The organism is Mesorhizobium sp. M6A.T.Ce.TU.002.03.1.1 (assembly GCF_003997275.1).
GTDB lineage: Bacteria > Pseudomonadota > Alphaproteobacteria > Rhizobiales > Rhizobiaceae > Mesorhizobium > Mesorhizobium mediterraneum.
On sequence record NZ_RZTI01000047.1, the window covers coordinates 21,602 to 40,703 of the forward strand.

Below are 19,102 nucleotides of genomic sequence, written 5' to 3' on the forward strand. Positions count from 1 at the left end.
GTTTCCGGGGTTTCCGAAAAATCCCTCGGCGCACCTCTTGACTAGGGTGTTACCGGTCTGTAACTTCTAGATGTTACTTACTGGTAACACCCCAATTGCCTCGTGTCAAATCTCGCAGGCGCCTGTGAATAGCCTCCGCCGAATCGGCCCAGGCATGAAACTGCGCCCTAGGCGATTTTTGGCCGCGAACAAGAAGACCACCCGATCTGCGGCATGCGCCGCGGATCGCAAGCCAGGAGCCGCTACGATGTCGCAGCGCAAAGATTTGACGATCGACGAAGTTGTTAAGGATCCGATGATCCGGATGCTGATGAAGGCCGACCGCGTCGACCCGCGCACTTTCGAGACGATGCTGCGTACTCTTGCGGATGCGCAAGGGTACGGCCGCAAGGCGCCGCATCGTTTTCTGGAAGATTCGGGTCAAAGGCGCAGCCGGCGGCTGTCCAGAGTGGCCAAGGCTTTTGGCGAGGCGAGAGCATCGGGCGAGGCGTACGTGTCATGGTAAACTTCTTCATCCACCGACCGATCTTCGCATCGTCGATCGCCATCATCATGGTGCTCGCCGGGGCGATCTGCTATTTCCTGCTGCCTGTCTCGCAGTTTCCAGACATCACGCCACCTCAGGTCGTGGTCAGCGCCAACTATCCGGGCGCCAGTGCGCAGGTCGTGGCCGACACCGTCACGACGCCGCTCGAACAGCAGATCAACGGCGTTCAGGGGATGACCTATATGTCGTCATCGAGCTCCAATGACGGCTCGTCGACGATCACCATCACCTTCGAGGTCGGCTATTCCCTGAGCACCGCCGCCGTCGACGTCCAGAACCGCGTGTCGCAGGCGGCGTCCTCGCTGCCGGCCATCGTCAACCAGGGCGGCGTGACGATCAAGAAGCAGAACCCGAATTTCGTCCTGATCGTCAACCTCACCTCGCCCGACGGCTCCGTCGATCCGGTCGCGCTCAGCAACCTCGCCTACCTGCAAGTGGTCGACCCGCTGAAGCGCCTGCCAGGCGTCGGCGACGTGCAGATCTTCGGCGAGCGGCGGTATTCGATGCGCGTATGGCTCGATCCAGACAAGCTCGCCAATCTCGGCATCACCGCCGTCGATGTCCAGAACGCCATCGCCGAGCAGAATGTCCAGGTCGCGGCCGGCAAGATCGGGCAGTCGCCGGCGCCGGCCGGCACCGCTTTCGAAATGCAGGTCAACGCGGTCGGCCGACTGAGCGATCCCAAGGAATTCGGCGACATCGTCGTGCGCGCCGATGCCGCGAACGGTTCGTTGGTGCGGTTGCGTGACGTTGCGCGCATCGAACTTGGCGCCCTGCAATATTCGTCGTCGGCCTTCTTCGCCGAAGACCCGACCGTGGTGCTCGCCGTCTACCAGATGCCGGGCTCGAACGCGCTCGATCTGCAGCAGCGCGTCAAGGACAAGATGCAGGAACTGTCGGGCCGCTTCCCGAAGGGCGTGAGCTACGCCATGCACTACGACACGACGCGCTTCGTCTCGGCGTCGATGCACGACGTGCTGGTCACGCTCGGCGAGGCGCTGGTCCTGGTTGTCGCGGTGGTGTTCATCTTCCTGCAGAGCTGGCGCACCACGATCATCCCGACGATCGCGATTCCGGTGTCGCTGGTCGCCACGCTCGTCGTCATGTACATGTTCGGCTTCTCGCTGAACATGCTCAGCCTGCTCGGCATGGTGCTGGCGATAGGCCTCGTCGTCGACGATGCGATCGTCGTCGTCGAGAACGTCGAGCGCCAGCTGGAGGCCGGCCTCAAACCGCTGGCTGCCACGCGCGCGGCGATGGCCGAGGTCACCGGCCCGATCATCGCCACGACCGCCGTGCTGATGGCCGTGTTCGTGCCGGTCGCCTTCATACCCGGCGTTTCCGGCCGGCTCTACAACCAGTTTGCGCTGACGGTGGCGATCTCCTTCGGCATCTCCGCCTTCGTCTCGCTGACGCTCACTCCGGCGCTCAGCGCCGCCTTCCTGCGCCACCGCCCGGCAACGCAGTTCGTGCTGTTCCGCTGGTTCAACACGGGCTTCGAACGGCTGTCGCATGCCTATGCCCATGGTGTGCGCTTCCTCATCCGCCTGCGCTGGATCATGCTCGGGCTGTTCGCGGCCGGGCTTGTCGCCACCTATTTCGTCTGGCAGCGCCTGCCCTCGACCTTCCTTCCGGTCGAGGACCAGGGCTACTTCTTCGTGGTCATCCAGTTGCCGGATGGGGCGTCACTGGAACGCACCGACGCCGTGGCCCGGAAGGCACGCGCCATCCTGCAGAACACCCCCGGCGTCGATATCGTCGGCTCGATCAGCGGTTTGAACTTCCTAACCAACGCAGCCCAGTCGAACTCAGCGGTGGAATTCGCCATCCTGAAGCCATGGGACGAACGCGGCCCTGACCAGAGCGCCTCGAAGCTCGTCGCCGACGTGCGCTCGAAACTCATGGAACTTCCGGAAGCCTTCGCGCTGAGCTTCGATCCGCCTTCGATCCCGGGTATCGGCACGACCGGCGGCTTCGAATTCCAGGTGCAGGATCTGACCGGTCGCGGCAGCGCTGCGCTCAACGATGCGACGCAAGCCGTGCTCGCCGAGGCGCGCAAGCAGCCCGAGCTCAACCCGCAGCAATTGTTCTCGTCGTTCTCGACCTCGACGCCACAGTTCAACTACGACCTCGACCGTAACAAGGCGAAGCTGCTCGGCCTCAGCCTGCCTGACGTGTTCAACACGCTGCAGATCTATCTCGGCTCGCTCTATGTGAACGACTTCAACCTGTTCGGCCGCACCTTCCGGGTGACGATCCAGGCCGACAAGGATGCGCGTGCGGGTGCTGCCGACATTTCACGGCTCTATGTGCGCAATGCCTCTGGCGGCATGGTGCCGTTGAGCACACTCGGCAAGCTCGTGCCTATCGTCGGCCCGGAAACCGTCCCGCATTACAACAACAATGCGTCGGCCCTGATCAATGGCGGTGCTGCACCCGGTTACTCCTCCGGCCAGGCGGTCGCGGCGATGGAACGTGCCGCTGCCACGGCGCTGCCGAAGGATTTCGGCTACGAATGGACGGGCATCACCTATCAGGAGCTCAAGGCTGGATCGATCGCCTCGATCGTCTTCGGTCTCGCCATGGTTTTCGTCTTCCTGATCCTCGCCGCCCAATATGAGAGCTGGGCCATGCCCTTCATGGTTCTGCTCGCGGTGCCGCTTGCCCTGTTTGGTGCCTTCGTCGCCTTGTTGATGCGCGGCATGCAGATCGACGTCTATTCGCAGATCGGCTTCGTCATGCTGATCGGGCTGGCGGCAAAGAACGCCATTCTGATCGTGGAGTTTGCCCGGCGCCGGCGCGAGGAAGGTCTCAGCATCGTCGACGCGGCAATGGAAGCGGCGCGTTTGCGGCTGCGGCCCATCCTGATGACCGCCTTCGCGTTCATCCTCGGTGTGCTGCCGCTGATGTTCTCCACAGGTGCCGGTGCAGCGAGCCGCCAGTCGATCGGCACCACCGTCTTTGGCGGCATGGTCGCGGCGACAATCCTGTCGCTGGTGTTCGTGCCGGTCTTCTATGCGGTGATCGAGCAACTGCGCGAGCGCGGCAGCAAGAGCGAACCCGTTGCCGAGCCGACTGAACCCACTGCGGAACCCGCTTTCGAGCGATTGGCCGAAGCGGCCGAATAGGATTGGAGAATTGATCATGCGTAAATGGAAAATTGCGTTGGGAGCGGCCGTCGCCCTGGGGGCGATCTCGATGGCGAGCGTTCACTTGCTCGACATGGGCAATTTCGGCCTCAACGCCGGCACGGCAGGTGCAGCAACGCCCGAACCCGCGGCGCCCGAGCCCGCAGCATTTGTCATGCCGGTGCCGGTGGTGAGCGTCGTCAAGAAAACGATCCCGATCTATCTCGACTATGCGGCCCGCACCGAGCCGATCCGCAGCATCACGCTGCAAGCGCGCGTACCGGGTTATCTGCAGGAGCAGGTTGCGCCCGACGGCAGCGATGTCAAGAAGGGCGACCTTCTCTACAAGATCGCTCCAGAGGATTTCCACGCTGCCCTCGACCAGGCGAAGGCGCAGGTCCAGCGCGACGAAGCAACGCTTGACTATGCCCGTTCCAACCTTGGCCGCGGCACCGAGCTCGCCAAGAGCGGATACATCGCCAAGGATGCGTTCGACCAGCGCACCAGCAGCTTGCGCGAGGCCCAGGCCTCGCTCGCCGTGAACCAAGCGGCTGTGCGGACCGCCGAGCTCAATCTGAGTTATTCGGAAATCAAGGCGCCGTTCGCCGGGCGCGTCGGCCGTAACCAGGCCTCTATCGGAACTCTGGTTAGTGTTGCCGGCACGGTGCTCAACACACTGGTGCAGCTCGACCCGATCTATGTCACTTTCAATCCGAGTGAAACGGATCTGGCGCAGATCGAGGAAGCGCGCGCGGCGGGACCCATCGATGTCGACGTCCTGCTTCCCGGCGATACGGAACCGCGCCAGAGAGGTCAGCTCACCTTCATCGACAACACGATCGATCGTTCGACCGGCACCATCACCGCACGGGCGACGATCGGCAACGCCAAGTTCACGCTGCTGCCGGGCCAATATGTTCGCGTCAGGCTGCACATCAAGCAGCAGCCCGACGCACTGATGGTGCCGCAGACGGCTCTGGGATCGAGCCAGCTCGGCAAATACCTCTACGTCGTCGGCAAGGACAACACTGTCGACCAGCGCATCGTTTCGCTCGGGCCGACCAATGGCGATCTGGTGGCCATCTCGAGCGGCGTGTCGGAAGGCGACCAGGTAATAACAGGCAATCTGCAGAAGATCGGGCCGGGAATGCCGGTCTCGCCGCTGCCACAGAAACCGGCCACCTGATACCCCCCCGTCAGGTCCGGTCCAGCGGCGCCCTCGGCTCCCACGCCAAGGGCGCCGTTTTGCTATGTTTGTTTTTCCGCAATTCCGGACGGAAAACCGCTATGCACTTTTCCTGGAATTGCTCCAAGCAGCGCGACGAGCCCGGCAACATCGGCGCGCTCAGCCTTTGACGCAGGCATGAAGGCGCAATAGGGATGACCGAGGCGCAGAGATACCGACGAGGGCGCGATTAGGCGCCCGGCTTCCAAGTCCCCATGGGCCATGGCCCGCTGGCCAAGCGCAATTCCGAGACCCAGCCTTGCCGAGACGATCGCCAAGCTGGACAGACCGACACGGCGTCCATGCGAGGGATCAGGCGCGCGGCTGCCGCCTGACGCCGAAAACCAATCCGCCCATGTCGGATGCGAGGCATAGTTCGGACCCCAGTTGGTGTGGATGAACAAGCTCTCGTGCACATCCGCAAGGCTGGATGCATCGTTGCCGTATCTTTGCCAGAAGTCCGGCGCGCAGACCGGCAGGACGTCGTCATGGATGAGGCGGACCATCCGCAAACCGGGATAGTGATAGTCGCCATAGCTGATGCGAAGATCGATGTTCTGGCGCATCAGGTCGACGGGATCGTCTTCGACGCGGACGTCGATCGCCATTTGCGGGAAGGCATCGAGAAGAACGGCCAGCCTGGGCGCCAGCCACAATTCGGCCAGCGAAAACGGCACGCTGACGACGAGACGCGTCCTCAGCCCGCCCTCCAGCATGCGCCGACCGATCGCCGCGATGTCGCCCAAGGCGCGTGCGGTCTGCGGATAGATTGCGTGGCCGGCGTCGGTCAGCGCGACGCGGTTGCCGCTGCGCACGAACAGCTGCTTGCCGAACCAGGTCTCGAGATTGCGGATCTGCTGGCTGACCGCCGCCGAGGAAACGCCGAGTTCGGTGGCGGCCAAAGTAAAATTACCAGTCCGCGCGGCGACCTCGAAGGCTTTGATCGCGTTCAGCGGGGGGAGCCGTTCCATGAACCTTCCGTAAGTTTTTCCTGCGGAAGACTAATAATTTTCGCCGTTGAGAGAAAGATTTTTTTGCCGTCTTCTACGCTCGAACCTTGGAGCATGAGACGATGAAAGACATTCTCGATCTGGAGCGGTACCCGCTCGACCGTGAGGGCAGCGCTGAGTGGAAGCGCCTCGTGGAGACCTCGGCTGCGGCGCTGGAAGCCGACGGCATGTTCAATCTCGAGGGTTTTTTGCGGCCTGGCGTGGCCGAACGGGCGGTGCAGGAAATCCAGCCCGTCATGGCGACGCGGTCGCACGTGCACAGGCGCATGCACAACATCTACTTCAAGCCCGATCTCCCGGAACTCGCTCCCGACCATCCCGCACTGCGTAAGGTCGAGACCATCAGCCATACGGTCTGCGCCGACCAGATTCCCGATAGCCTCGTGCTCGCCATCTACGAATACGAGCCGCTGCTGCGCTTCCTGGCGGCGGCGATGAGAAAGCCGCGGCTGCATGTCATGCAGGACCCGCTGGCGCGCACCAATGTGATGGCCTACCGCGCCGGCGAGGCGCTGAACTGGCATTTCGACCGCTCGGAATTCACCACGACCCTGTTGTTGCAGGCAGCGCAGCGCGGCGGCGATCTCGAATACCGCACCGATCTCCGATCGGACGACAATCCCAATTACGACGGCGTCGCCAGGCTGCTCGAAGGGCGCGACCCCGAGGCAAAGATACTGCGCATGAAGCCGGGCACGCTGAACGTCTTCCGTGGCAAGAACACCGCGCATCGCGTCACCACAGTCGAAGGCGAACGCGAGCGCATGATCGCGGTGTTCTCCTACTATGAGAAATCAGGCGTGATGTTCAGCGACGAGGAACGAGTCGGCTTTTACGGCCGGGCTGCGTGAGAACGAAGTCGCCGACATTCCGCCCGGAATCCAGAAATAACTACTTGTTAGATTGTCGACAATCTGCTTGATTTCAGTTCCTTATGGAGTGGCCGAATGGGGAAGCTGGATTTTGCTCCGATCGCGGATACGACAAGGCGCGCCGAGATCGTGGCGCTGCTTCGGCGCGCGATCCTGACCGGCCAGCTGGAACCGGGGCAAAAACTCAACGAGCTCAGGATTGCCGAACAGATGCGGGTGAGCCGCGCGCCACTACGCGAAGCGATGCGCGAACTGGTGCAGGAAGGCATCCTGACCAGCATTCCCTACGCCGGAACCTTCGTCATCGACGTGACCGCCAAGGACATCGACGATGCCTATTCGCTTAACAAGGTGCTGGATGAGTTCGCTATCGAACTGACCTGGCGGCTTCGCGACCAGCGCTTCTTCGACGAGCTTGACAGGCGCCACGAGGCGGTGAAGCAGGCGACGCGCAACCTCGACACCACCCGCCAGATCGAAACGGCGCTGCAATTGCACGGCCTGATCCATGAATGGGCCGACAATTCGGTGTTGCTGGAGACTTGGCAGCGCCTGGCCAGCCGGCTGCAGATGTATTTTGCCCTCCACCAGCGGGCGCGCAAAGAGCCGGTGCCTGCCGAAGACATCCACGAGACCTATGTGCGGCTGCTGAAGGGCTCCGACATGCGCGCCGCCCAGCGCCATGCCCGCGAGCATATCGACCTCGATTTCGAGGAACTGCTTGCCTATGCGCGCAGCCTCGAACAGCGAGCTTCAAAAGGCGCCAAGGCGACCGTTGCCAACCGGCAGCAAATCTGAACATCGCGAACAACGGATAAGCACGTGCAGATCAAAACCATCAAAGCCTACCATGTCGTGCAACCCTTCGTGGACGGGCCCTATCGCATGTCCAAGGGGCGTGTCGCCGATGCGTTCGACGCGGTGATCGTCGCCATCACCTCCGATAGCGGGCTGACCGGCTGGGGCGAGATGGCGCCGCTCGGCAATTTCTACTCGCCGGCCTTCGCAGCCGGCACGCGCGCCGGCATCATAGAAATCGCGCCGCATCTGGTCGGCCACGATCCCCGGGCCTTGGCCAGAATCGGCCGGCTGATGGACACGGTGTTCAAGGGCCATCCCTACATCAAGTCGGCGCTCGACATGGCGTGCTCAGATCTCGCGGCGCGCGCCGCCGACGTGCCGCTGGTCACGCTGCTCGGTGGACGCGAGAGCGAGACGGCGGAACTCTACAAGGTCATCACCCATGGCACGGTCGACGCCATGGCCGCACTTGCCGAGCGCATCGTCAAGGACGGGTTTCACCGGCTGCAGGTCAAGGTCGGCGGCAACGTACATGACGACATCGAGCGCGTCACCGCGGTCGCCGCTTCGGTGCCGAAAGGCACGGTGATCTTCTGCGACGCCAATGCCGGCTGGACGCCCTATCAGGCGCGCCAGTTCGCTGACGCGACGCGGGCCATCGACTACACGTTCGAGCAGCCCTGCACCACGATCGACGAATGCATGTCTGTGCGCCGCTCGCTCGACAAGCCGATGGTGCTGGACGAATCCGTCGCCTCGTTGGACGACATGCTCGACATCCACCGCAAGGGCGCGGCCGACGGGCTGACGCTGAAAATCTCGCGGCTGGGCGGCGTCACCAAGACGCGCCAGATCCGTGATCTTGCGGTCGACCTGGGCTTCATGATCACCGTCGAGGACACCGGCGGCGCCGAGATCGACACATCAGCGATGGCGCATCTGTCGCTGTCGACGCCGGAGGAGCGCCGGCTGCACGCCATCGCCTTCCACGAATGGGTGACGGTGCGCACCGCATCGAACATGCCGCCGGTCACGGGCAGCCGCATGGGCATTCCGGAGGGGCCGGGTCTCGGCATCGATGTCGTTCCCGACCTGCTCGGCGCGCCTTTCTTCGAGGTTGGCAGCTAAGATACTGGCATGCGCCGAGCATGCCGTCTCGGTCATCGCCGTCTGCATCCTAAAGATCACCGCCCTTCTCCGCTCCCTAAAGCGCGTCGCGTTGAAACGGATGCGATTGACGCGCTTTAAGCCTTTGTTTTTATGCATGCCGTTATCCCACAACCGCTGCGCACCTTTTGGGTGACAGGCACCATCTGGCTGCGCAGTCAAGCCGCATGCCGCGTCTCAAAATCGAAATCACACAATTTTGGGAAGGAGGCTGCCGAATTGCATGTTGAAATATTTTTCATTTGGAAATAGGAATGTTCAGAACGATGATCTCGACGCTGCGACGCGTCAGGAACTGGAGGAAGCGATATGGCCCATCCGCAATTTGCAGCGGAACTTTTGCAACGCGCTGAAAAGCAGGGACCGATCACTATCGGGCTTGCCGGCGCCGGGCAGATGGGCACCGATATCGTCGTCCAGGTTGCGCTGATGCCGGGCATGCGGATCGGCGCCATTTCCGAGGTCAGGCCGCAGGCGGCGATCGACGCAGCACTTCTCGCCGGCCACGACCGCTCCGACATCGTGCAAGCCGGCAATGCGGCGGCGATCGACCGTGCCATCGAGGCCGGCAAGATCGCGGTGACCGAAGACCTGCATGCGCTGGCATCCGCCGGCCGCATCGACGTCATCATCGACGCGACAGGCAATCCCAACATCGGCACGCTGTTCGCGCTCGAAGTGATGAAGAACGGCAAGCACATCGTCATGCTGAATGTCGAGGCCGACATCACCATCGGCCGCTTCCTGAAAGAGGAAGCGCGCAAGGCCGGCGTCGTCTATACGGGCGCGGCCGGCGACGAGCCCGCCTGCACGCTGGAGATCATCGGCTTTGCCAAAAGCCTCGGCTTCAACATCATCGCCGCCGGCAAGGGCAAGAACAATCCGCTGAAGATCGATGCCATGCCGGCCGACTACGAGAAGGAGGCGGCCGAGCGCAACATGAATGCGCGCATGCTGGTCGAGTTCGTCGACGGCTCGAAAACGGCGATCGAGATGGTGGCGATCGCCAATGCCACCGGCCTGGTGCCCGACGTGCCGGGGATGCATGGCCCGACAGCAACGCTTGAGGAACTCGCCAGCGTGCTTTGCCCGCGCGAGGATGGCGGCGTGTTGCATCGCAAGGGCGTGGTCGACTATTCGATCGGCAAGGGCGTGGCGCCCGGCGTGTTCTGCATCATCGAGACCCGGCATCCGCGGGTGCTGGAGCGCATGGTCGACCTCAAGGTCGGCAAGGGCCCCTATTTCACGATCTTCCGTCCCTATCACCTGACCAGCCTCGAAGTGCCGCTGTCGGCGGCGCGCGCCGTGGTCTACAAGCGCGCCGACATGGAGCCGCTCGACCATCCGGTGGCCGAGGCGGTGGCGGTTGCCAAGAGCGATCTTGGCCTCGGCCAATCGCTCGGCATGATCGGCGAGAACGACTATCGCGGCTTCGCCATGACCTGGGAGGACGCGCGCGCCCGCGGCGCCCTGCCGCTCGGCCTCGCCGAGCGCGCCAAGGTGGTCAAGCCGGTCAAGACCGGCGACTTCCTCACCTATGAAAATTGTGTACCCGACGATTCGATGGTGATAACCCAGATCCGCCGTCGTCTCGACCAATCGGACGGGCGGTTCGTTACAAACGAAGCCTGACTCCACCGGATAACCGCCTGATGGACGATGTCGTAATCGGGATCGACGCCTCGACGACGGCCGTGAAGGCGATCGCTTTCACGCGCGACGGCAAGGAGCTGTTCCATGCGCGCGAAGCCTATCCGCTTTCAAATCCCAAGCCCGGCCATTTCGAGCAGGATGCCGAACATTGGTGGACCGCACTGCTCGGTGCATTGAAGCGGGTCGCTGAGGCGGTGGGCGCTTCGCGCGTGGCGGCGATCTCCATCGCTCACCAGCGCGAGACTTTCACGCTGATCGATCATGCCGGCAAGCCGCTCATTCCGGCGATCTTGTGGCTGGATGAGCGTGCTCGCCCGCAAGTTATAAGGCTGTCGTCCGAACTCGGCCGCGAGGCGATCCGCGACTGGAGCGGCAAGCCACCGGACCCGACGCCCGCGCTCTATGCTGTTCGCTGGCTTGCCGAACACCAGCCGCAAGCGCTCGACGACGCAGCCGCAATCGTCGACGTGCATGGCTTCTTCGTCCACCGGCTGACCGGACATCTGGTCACCAGCACGGCAAGTGCGGATCCGCTCGGGCTGCTCGATGTCAAGAATGGCACCTGGCACCCTGAGCTCGTTGCGGCCGCCGGGCTGCGGCCGGACCAGTTGCCGGAGCTGGTCACGCCCGGCACGATCTGCGGTGGCCTTATTGAAAGCGTGGCCCGACTGACCGGCCTGAAAGCCGGCACGCCTGTCGTCGCCGGCGCCGGCGACGGCCAGGCGATGGGCCTCGGCATGGGGGTCTACGACGAAGGCAAAAGCTATCTTTCGCTCGGCTCGGGCGTCGTCAGCGGCTGCTATTCCCATGGGATCACGACATCGGACGCGTTTCGAACGCTGGTCTCGCCGACCGGCTCGGGATTCATGCTGGAGACCGTGTTGCGCTCGGGCATGCAGCTGGTCGACTGGATCGTTCGCACGACCGGTTCGCCGTCTGCCGCCGCACTTGAAAAAGCGGCGGTGGACGTTGCCGCCGGCAGCGAGGGACTGCTTGTCATGCCGTACTGGGCTGGCGTCATGAGTCCATATTGGGACGGCGCGGCGCGCGGCGCCATTGTCGGCCTGTCCTTGGATCATGAGCCGAAGCACCTTTTTCGGGCGGTTTTGGAAGGCATCGCCTTCGAGCAGGCCATCGCCAGCGAGGCAATGGAAACTCAAGCCGGCGGCAAACCGGCTGCGATGATCGCGGCCGGCGGCGGCACCAATTCGGCTCTGCTGATGCGGATCATGGCAAGCGTGCTCGAGCGGCCGCTCTCCGTCTCATCGGTCAACGAAGCCGCAGCACTCGGCGCCGCCATGCTGGCGGCTTCGGCGATAGGATGGTTTGCCTCGCCCGAGATTGCGGCCGAAGCTATGGCCACGCCCCCCACCAGGCATGTCGATCCCGTCGACGGCCTGATCTCCGGCTACCGCGCGCGCAAGGCGATCTACCGCGACCTCTATCAGGCGACGCGCGACATCCACGTGCGGCTTGGTGAAGTTGGACAAGTTTAGAGATTTTGACAGGTCGGAGACCTTTCGGACTCAGCCTTTGAGATGTCGGCGGGACAGCACCCCCCTCTGGCCTGCCGGCCATCTCCCCCGCAAGTGGGGAGATCGGCAGCTTCGACGCTCCGCCCGCTCCTGCAACGCTGGAGATTGGCAAAAGCGACTGAGCGCGCAATCTCCCTCCTTGCGGGGGAGATGTCCGGCAGGACAGAGGGGGGGTGGGAAGGATCGCTACAGAGCAGAATTCTGCGCCGCTGTATTTGAGATCGGGCTCAATCTCGTTTCAACACAGTCGTTAAATCCACAGCGCAGCGATATCTAGCGGTTGAGCAGGCCCTTGGCCGCATCCTCGTCGGTGATCAGAACCGAAACCTTGGTGTTGGCGAGCGCCGCCCGCATGATGGCTATCTTTTCCTGCCCTCCCGAAACCAGGATGATGGCCGGGATGGCCGCCAGGTCCTGCAGCGGATAGGCGCAGACCCGGCGATTGACCTCATGATCGACGAGGCGGCCCTCGGCGTCGATGAAATGACATAAAATATCGCCAACCGCGCCAGCCGCCTGCAGCTCCTCGAGTTCGCTGGGCTTGATGAAGCCGTAATTGGCGATCGGGCTGTCGTTGGAAAACGATCCGACGCTGAGCACGGCGATGTTTGCCCGGCGCGCACGGAAGACGACGTCCTGAACGCTGCGCTGGCTCATGAAGGCGTCACGCTGCTCCGGCCTGTCGGCATAGACAGGCACCGGCAGCAAAAAGCACTCGGCGCCGATCTTTTCGGCGAATTCCCAAGCGCTTTCGGTGGGGTTGAGCGGCTGAGCGTGAGTGAGGCCGCCCAGCATGGAGACCACCGTCGTCCTGGCGATCGGCCGCCGCGGCAATTCATTGATGGCGAATTTCAGCGTGCGCCCCCAGCCGAGCGCGATGACATCGCCGCCATTCACGTTGTCGGCCAGATAGGCGCCCGCGGCATGGCCGATCATCAGCGGCGCGTTGCTCCGGTCGGCGGCCGACGGCACCACAACGGCCTGGCTGAGCCCGAAACGCTGCTTCAGAGCCTCTTCCAGCACCATGCATTCGACGACGCTGTCGCGGATGCGGAACTGGACGACGCCCTCCTCACGCGCGGCGGAGAGGATGCGATGCACCTTGATACGGCCGATGCCGAGGATCTCCGAAATCCTCTCCTGCGTCAGACCCTCGACATAATAGTGCCATGCGGCACGGGCCTTCAGCTCGACATCCGGGAAGCGCGAGGCCTTGTCATTCTCTATCATCGCCATCTTTTTGCCCTCCCGCGGTCGTCCGGATCTTTAGATGCCATTCAGATGGCATATCCGACCAAGCGACACGAAATCGTTCTGCGTGCCCAGGATTCAAGATTTAAGATATCGACAGGATAACGTCCACAACGCGAGATGAAAGCCAAATGGTCAACATTTACTTTGTCTTGGCCGTCCTGCCCTGCTCAAGCAGTTGGAATGAATTCGCAGGGATGAGACCGGACCTGAAACGCCGCATTTCGTGCTCTTCCGTAACGCAACCCGCCTGTTGGCGCAAACCAGGGCGGAATGATGCCGCGGGCCTTGACAATTTTCCGATGAACAGTTTAGCTGAACAAAATTGCATACCAAAGATAAATTGTTCACAGGGAGGTGCCTGGTGAACAACGGCGAGCCGGCGACCCATCGCCGAACTGCTGGTGGAGGAGACAAAATGGCTGTGAGCAACGGTGCAAGCGAGTTGAAAGCCGGCCCAGGTGCGCAGGCCGCGGCGGGCGCGAAGCTTTCTGCCCTGTTCGCCGGGACCATGGGACCACTGATCGGGCTGGTGCTGCTGTGCCTCGCCCTGTCGCTGACCACCGACACGTTCCTGACGGTCCGCAACATCCTCAACGTGCTCGACCAGGTCACGGTGCTCGGCATCATGGCGATCGGCATGACGCTGGTCATCCTGATCGGCGGCATCGACCTGTCCGTCGGCTCCGTCCTGGCGCTCGCCGCCATGGTGATGGGTTTTGTCGCCCACCCCGACTATCTCAATCTCGGCATGCCCGCTGGGATCGTCACGGCACTTGTCGTTGCTGGACTTTGCGGTCTGGTTTCAGGCCTGCTTGTGACCGTCACCAAGCTGCCGCCCTTCATCGCCACGCTGGCCATGATGTCGGTGGCGCGCGGTTTCGCCAACATGATCACCGACGGCTCGCAGATCATCGGCTTTCCCGACTGGTTCACCAGCCTGTCGATCATTCGCCATTTCGGCTTCCTGTCGGTCACCGTCGGGCTGATGATCGTGCTGGCCATCATCTTCGCGATCTTCCTGAATTACCGCGCGACCGGCCGCAGCCTCTATGCCATCGGCGGCAGCGCCGAGGTCGCCAGGCTGTCCGGCATACCGGTCAAGTCGCTGACCAACTGGGTCTATGCGATCTGCGGTGTGCTGGCCGGGCTCGCCGGCATCGTGCTTGCAGCACGGCTCGATTCCGTCCAGCCGAGCTCCGGCTTCGGCTACGAGCTGGACACGATTGCGGCGGTGGTGATCGGCGGCGCCAGCCTATCGGGCGGCGTCGGCTCGATCGGCGGCACCGCCATCGGAGTGCTCATCATCGGCGTGCTGCGCAATGGGCTGAACCTGCTCGGCGTGTCGCCCTTCATCCAGCAGGTGGTGATCGGTGTCGTGATCGCGCTGGCGGTTGCCACGGACACATGGCGGCGCAGAACGCAATGAAGAATTCGCCCGGGTGTCCGGGCGAAAACGGATCGGTTGATCCGAACTGGGAGTTGTTCGGCCAAGGGCGCCGTGATGCGCCGGCAGAACAGATTTGAACATCAACGGAGGAAACACATGCTGACCAAACGTTCATTGCTGCTTGCTGCCGCGGCCGTCATTCCGCTGCTCGGATTGTCCGACATGGCCTCGGCCAAGGAGGCCAAGAAGCTTGGCCTTGCCGTCGCCAATCTACAGGCCGACTTCTTCAACCAGATCAAGCAGTCCGTCGAAGCCTACGGCAAGGAAAAGGGCATCGAAATCGTCACCGTCGACGCCAAGGGCGATTCGGCGACCCAGGTCAGCCAGGTGCAGGACCTGATCACGCAAAACATCGATGCGCTGATCTACATCCCGGCCGGCGCAACTGCCGCCACCGTGCCGACTAAGACGGCCAAGGCTGCAGGCATCCCGGTCATCAATGTCGACCGCAACGCCGACGGCGCGCCCGGCGACACCTTCATCGCCACCAACAGCGTGGCATCGGCCAAGGCGGTTTGCGACTACATCGCCAAGCAGGCCGGCGGCAAGGGCGAGCTGATCATCATCCATGGCCAGAAAGGCACGACGCCCGAGGTCGACCGTTCGAAGGGCTGCGGCGAAGCGCTGAGCGCCTATCCCGATATCAAGGTGGTCGGCGAGCTGTGGAGCGAAGGCTGGCACCAGGACGAAGGTTTCAAGCTGACGCAGGATCTGCTGCAGTCGCATCCCGACGTTTCGATCGTCATCGGCCAGGCCGACGCGCTGGCGCTCGGTGCGGCGCAGGCGGTCAAGGTCGCCAATCCCGGCCACAAGGTCTGGGTTGCCGGCTTCGACGGCGACGTGGCGGCGCTCAAGGCACTGAAAGGCGGCGTCTTCGACGTGACCGCAACGCAGCAGACGCAAGGCATGGGCCGGCTCGCCGTCGATGCGGCGATCAAGCTGGTGGCCGGCGAAACCGTTGCCGCAGAACAGCTGCAGGACGCGACGCTGACCACCAAGGACAATGTCGATCAATTCATCGCCAAGCATCCCTGACAATCGGTAGCGGAACGATGTCCTTGGATCCCAGCCATACGCAGACCCCCCATCTGGGGCTCTTCGTCAGCGGCCTCTGCAAGAGCTACGGACCGGTCCAGGTCCTGGCCGATGCGAGCTTCGAGGTACGACCGGGAGAGGTCGTGGCGCTGCTTGGAGAAAATGGCGCCGGGAAGTCCACCGTTTCGAACATCATCGCCGGGTCGACCAAACCCGATGCCGGCAGCATCACATGGCGGGGGAAACCCTATTCCCCCGCCTCTCCTGCCGCGGCCATCGACGCAGGCGTCGGCATGATCCACCAGGAGCTGAAGCTGCTGCCGGATCTGTCGGTGGCCGAAAACGTCTATGTCGGGCGCCTGCCGATGCGCGGCGGCCGCATCGACCGCGCGGCAATGAATGCGCAGGCATCGGCGCAGCTGAGGCGCCTCGGCCTCGATGTCTCGCCGGAGCGCAAGGTGCGCACGCTGCGTATTGCCGCCCAGCAGCAGGTCGAGATCGCAAAAGCGCTGACGCTCAATGCCGAGCTTCTGATCTTCGACGAACCGACGGCAGCGCTTGGCAGCGAAGAAACGGAGCTGCTGTTCCAGCAGATCCGCAAGCTCAAGGCGGAAGGCATGTCCTTCATCTATATCAGCCACCGGCTGGACGAGATCGCCCAAATCGCCGACCGCGTGGTGGTGATGCGCGACGGGCGCATCGTCGCCCGGCACGAGCGCGCCGACATTCCGGTGCGCACCGTGGTTGAGCAGATGGTCGGCCGCAGCGTCGAGCGGATGTTCCCGCCGCTCTCGGAGCCGGGCAGCGAGGCGCTGCTCGAAGTCGAGAACCTGTCCTCGCCGGAACGCAGTTTTCAGAATGTCAGCTTCTCGGTGCGGGCCGGCGAAATCCTCGGCATCGCCGGGCTGATCGGCGCCGGCCGCACGGAGCTGGTGCGGGCGATCGCCGGCGCCGATCCGATTTCTTCCGGCTCGGTGCGCGTCGCCGGCAAACCTGTGCATCTCAATGGCCCAGCGGCCGCGATCAAGGCCGGCGTCGTGCTGGTGCCGGAAGACCGCAAAGCGCAAGGCGTGGTGCTCGACCAAACCATCGGCGAAAATCTGGCGATCGGCAATTTCGACCATGTCGCGCCGAACGGCTGGGTGTTCCCGAAAGCAGTGCAGAAATTCGCCGAGGCCGGCATCTCCAGGCTCGGCGTCAAGGGCCGGCCGAACCAGGCGATCAGCAAGCTTTCCGGCGGCAATCAGCAGAAGGTGATCATCGCCAAATGGATTTCACGGCCGCCCAAGGTGTTCATCCTGGACGAGCCGACACGCGGCATCGATGTCGGCGCGCGCGCGGCGATCTACGATGTCATCGCCGACCTCGCCCGCTCCGGCATGGCGGTGGTGGTGGTGAGCTCCGATCTCGAGGAAGTGCTCGGCCTGTCGCATCGCGTGCTGGTGCTTAGCCGTGGCCGCCAGCGCGGAATTCTCGACCGCAGCGAAGCGAGCAACGTCGCCGTCATGGAACTTGCCACAAGCTAGGACGTAACCAGCGATCGGGGAATCGGAACAAAGCGCAGCAGGTGATACCCTCCCAAGCACCGGACCGCGCGGGGCGCCAGCCAAGACTGGCGCCCCTTCCTCCTAGGCGGCACCGGCGGCTCAACAGGGAACATTTCGATGAAACTATTCGATCTTCATGGGGACGTTGCTATCGTCACCGGCGCCGGGAGCGGCATCGGGCAAGCGATCGCCATCGGCCTAGCCGAAGCCGGCGCCGATATCGCCTGTTTCGGCCATGCCTCGAAGGGCGGGCTGGACGAGACCGCGCACAGGATCTCGGCGCTTGGCCGCAAGGCGTTGGTGCTGACCGGCACGGTGACTTCAGAGACCGATCTCGCGGCGGCGGTCGAATGCACGGAGAAGGAGCTCGGCGCGCTGAGCATCGCCGTCAACAATGCCGGCGTCGCTGCCGCCGAGCCGGCAGAGACGCTGTCGCTGGAGAAATGGCAGAAGCTCTACGACGTCAATGTCAGCGGCGTGTTCCTGTCCTGCCAGGCCGAAGCGCGCGCGATGCTGACGCGGCGCAAGGGCTCGATCATCAACATCGCGTCGATGTCGGGCTCGATCGTCAACCGCGGCCTGACCCAGGCGCATTACAATTCATCCAAGGCCGCCGTCATCCACATGTCGAAGAGCCTTGCCATGGAATGGGCCGATCGCGGCCTGCGCGTCAACGTCGTCAGTCCCGGCTATACGCTGACTCCGATGAACAAGCGGCCGGAGGTCGCCGACCAGGTCAGGATCTTCGAGCGCGATACACCAATGGGGCGCATGGCGGCGCCGGAGGAGATGGTCGGGCCGACCGTGTTCCTGGCCAGCCGCGCCTCGAGTTTCGTCACCGGCATCGACCTGATCGTCGATGGCGGCTTCGTCTGCTGGTAGGAGAGAAAATGCAGAAGCGATTTGAAGGTAAGACGGCAGTCATCACCGGCGCCAGCGGCGGCATCGGTGCGGCCATGGCCAGGCGGTTCGCGGCGGAAGGTGCTGCGGTCGTTGTCAGCGCCATCGACCCGCGCGTCGATGAGGTCGCTGCCGGACTGAAGGCGGAAGGCGCCAAGGTCGCATCACTGCGCATGGACGTGACCAAGAAGGACGAGGTCGCTGCCCTCTACGATCTGGCCGAGCAGCAATTCGGCCGCGTCGATATCTCCGTGCAGAATGCCGGCGTCATCACCATCGCCAGGATCGAGGCGATGACCGAGGCCGAATGGGACAAGGTGATGGCGGTCAACACCAAGGGCGTGTTCCTGTGCTGCCAGGAGGCGATCGCGCGCATCCGCAAGCATGGCGACGGCGGCCGGCTGATCAATACCGCCTCCGGCCAGGCGCGGCAGGGTTTTATCTACACGCCGCATTATGCGGCGTCGAAATTCGGCGTCGTCGGCATCACCCAGAGCCTCGCCAAGGAAGTGGCGAAGGAGAAGATCACCGTCAACGCGATCTGTCCCGGCATCATCGACACGGACATGTGGGCCTACAACGACGCGGCATGGGGCAAGCTGATGGGCGACTACAAGCCGGGCGAGCTGATGGCCGAATGGGTGAAGAACATCCCGATGGGCCGCGCCGGCAGCGGCGAGGATGTTTCCGGCCTGGTCAGCTTTCTGGCCAGCAACGATGCGGCCTATATCACCGGTCAGACGATCAATGTCGATGGCGGCCTGATCATGTCGTGAGGCGCCACCGCTTCTTTCCTTCTCCCCTTGTGAGACCTTTGCACAGAAGCCGAACGGTGATTCTGTGGTGAAGGTTGCAGCAGGGAGATTCGGGATGGCGGATCGTGTTTTGGGTCAGTTGAGTCTGGCGGACGGTCTGGCGGCGTCGGATGAGACGATTTTCGACCTAGTATCGAAGGAACTGGACTGGGCGCCGATCCGAACA

At 63.2% G+C, this 19,102-nt stretch carries 15 protein-coding genes; 13 read left to right on the forward strand and 2 right to left on the reverse strand.

The window, feature by feature from the left end; all coding sequences use genetic code 11:
• Positions 1 to 154 precede the first annotated feature (154 nt).
• Genes EOC93_RS16000 through EOC93_RS16010 form a run of 3 tightly spaced genes read left to right on the forward strand, consistent with a single transcriptional unit; the run spans position 155 to position 4,861 of the window.
• Complete coding sequence (locus EOC93_RS16000) at positions 155 to 505, forward strand: hypothetical protein (RefSeq protein ID WP_245461474.1); 351 nt, start codon at positions 155 to 157, stop codon at positions 503 to 505.
• A complete protein-coding gene (locus EOC93_RS16005; protein ID WP_127205093.1) occupies positions 499 to 3,675 on the forward strand; it encodes a multidrug efflux RND transporter permease subunit in 3,177 nt (1,058 codons plus the stop codon). The genes EOC93_RS16000 and EOC93_RS16005 overlap by 7 nt, the downstream gene beginning before the upstream one ends.
• A gap of 16 nt (positions 3,676 to 3,691) precedes the next feature.
• Complete coding sequence (locus tag EOC93_RS16010) at positions 3,692 to 4,861, forward strand: efflux RND transporter periplasmic adaptor subunit (protein ID WP_095483914.1); 1,170 nt, start codon at positions 3,692 to 3,694, stop codon at positions 4,859 to 4,861.
• Between the two features lie 62 nt (positions 4,862 to 4,923).
• Here the strand turns inward: EOC93_RS16010 and EOC93_RS16015 are convergent, their stop codons facing one another.
• Positions 4,924 to 5,871: a LysR substrate-binding domain-containing protein gene (locus tag EOC93_RS16015; protein ID WP_127205094.1), complete on the reverse strand. Its 948-nt coding sequence runs from the start codon at positions 5,869 to 5,871 to the stop codon at positions 4,924 to 4,926.
• Positions 5,872 to 5,972: 101 nt separating this feature from the next.
• Here EOC93_RS16015 and EOC93_RS16020 point away from each other — a divergent pair, with 101 nt between their 5' ends.
• The 5 genes from EOC93_RS16020 (at position 5,973) to EOC93_RS16040 (ending at position 11,899) form a co-directional block, all read left to right on the forward strand.
• The gene (locus EOC93_RS16020) at positions 5,973 to 6,761 is read left to right on the forward strand and encodes a 2OG-Fe(II) oxygenase (protein WP_095484018.1); all 789 of its coding nucleotides are present in this window, start codon (positions 5,973 to 5,975) and stop codon (positions 6,759 to 6,761) included.
• Positions 6,762 to 6,857: 96 nt separating this feature from the next.
• Positions 6,858 to 7,580 (forward strand): GntR family transcriptional regulator, encoded by a 723-nt coding sequence (locus tag EOC93_RS16025; protein ID WP_095483912.1) that lies wholly within the window; start codon positions 6,858 to 6,860, stop codon positions 7,578 to 7,580.
• A gap of 24 nt (positions 7,581 to 7,604) precedes the next feature.
• Complete coding sequence (locus EOC93_RS16030; RefSeq protein WP_095483911.1) at positions 7,605 to 8,711, forward strand: mandelate racemase/muconate lactonizing enzyme family protein; 1,107 nt, start codon at positions 7,605 to 7,607, stop codon at positions 8,709 to 8,711.
• A 348-nt stretch (positions 8,712 to 9,059) separates the two neighbouring features.
• The gene (locus EOC93_RS16035; RefSeq protein WP_095483910.1) at positions 9,060 to 10,382 is read left to right on the forward strand and encodes a homoserine dehydrogenase; all 1,323 of its coding nucleotides are present in this window, start codon (positions 9,060 to 9,062) and stop codon (positions 10,380 to 10,382) included.
• A gap of 20 nt (positions 10,383 to 10,402) precedes the next feature.
• Positions 10,403 to 11,899, forward strand: coding sequence for an FGGY family carbohydrate kinase (locus tag EOC93_RS16040; protein WP_095483909.1), 1,497 nt, complete (start codon positions 10,403 to 10,405; stop codon positions 11,897 to 11,899).
• Positions 11,900 to 12,211: 312 nt separating this feature from the next.
• On the opposite strand, the gene EOC93_RS16050 is transcribed toward EOC93_RS16040, so the two are convergent.
• Complete coding sequence (locus tag EOC93_RS16050; RefSeq protein ID WP_127205095.1) at positions 12,212 to 13,174, reverse strand: sugar-binding transcriptional regulator; 963 nt, start codon at positions 13,172 to 13,174, stop codon at positions 12,212 to 12,214.
• Positions 13,175 to 13,607: 433 nt separating this feature from the next.
• Here EOC93_RS16050 and EOC93_RS16055 point away from each other — a divergent pair, with 433 nt between their 5' ends.
• The 5 genes from EOC93_RS16055 to EOC93_RS16075 all read left to right on the forward strand — a co-directional run bounded on the left by EOC93_RS16055 (position 13,608) and on the right by EOC93_RS16075 (position 18,897).
• A complete protein-coding gene (locus EOC93_RS16055; protein WP_127205096.1) occupies positions 13,608 to 14,618 on the forward strand; it encodes an ABC transporter permease in 1,011 nt (336 codons plus the stop codon).
• Positions 14,619 to 14,735: 117 nt separating this feature from the next.
• Positions 14,736 to 15,674 (forward strand): sugar ABC transporter substrate-binding protein, encoded by a 939-nt coding sequence (locus EOC93_RS16060; RefSeq protein ID WP_127205097.1) that lies wholly within the window; start codon positions 14,736 to 14,738, stop codon positions 15,672 to 15,674.
• A gap of 17 nt (positions 15,675 to 15,691) precedes the next feature.
• Entirely contained in the window at positions 15,692 to 17,200 is a 1,509-nt protein-coding gene (locus EOC93_RS16065) for a sugar ABC transporter ATP-binding protein (RefSeq protein ID WP_127205098.1), read from the forward strand.
• A gap of 138 nt (positions 17,201 to 17,338) precedes the next feature.
• On the forward strand, positions 17,339 to 18,103 hold the full coding sequence (locus EOC93_RS16070) for an SDR family oxidoreductase (RefSeq protein WP_127205099.1): 765 nt from the start codon (positions 17,339 to 17,341) through the stop codon (positions 18,101 to 18,103).
• Between the two features lie 8 nt (positions 18,104 to 18,111).
• Entirely contained in the window at positions 18,112 to 18,897 is a 786-nt protein-coding gene (locus EOC93_RS16075; RefSeq protein WP_126103343.1) for an SDR family oxidoreductase, read from the forward strand.
• Positions 18,898 to 19,102 lie beyond the last annotated feature (205 nt).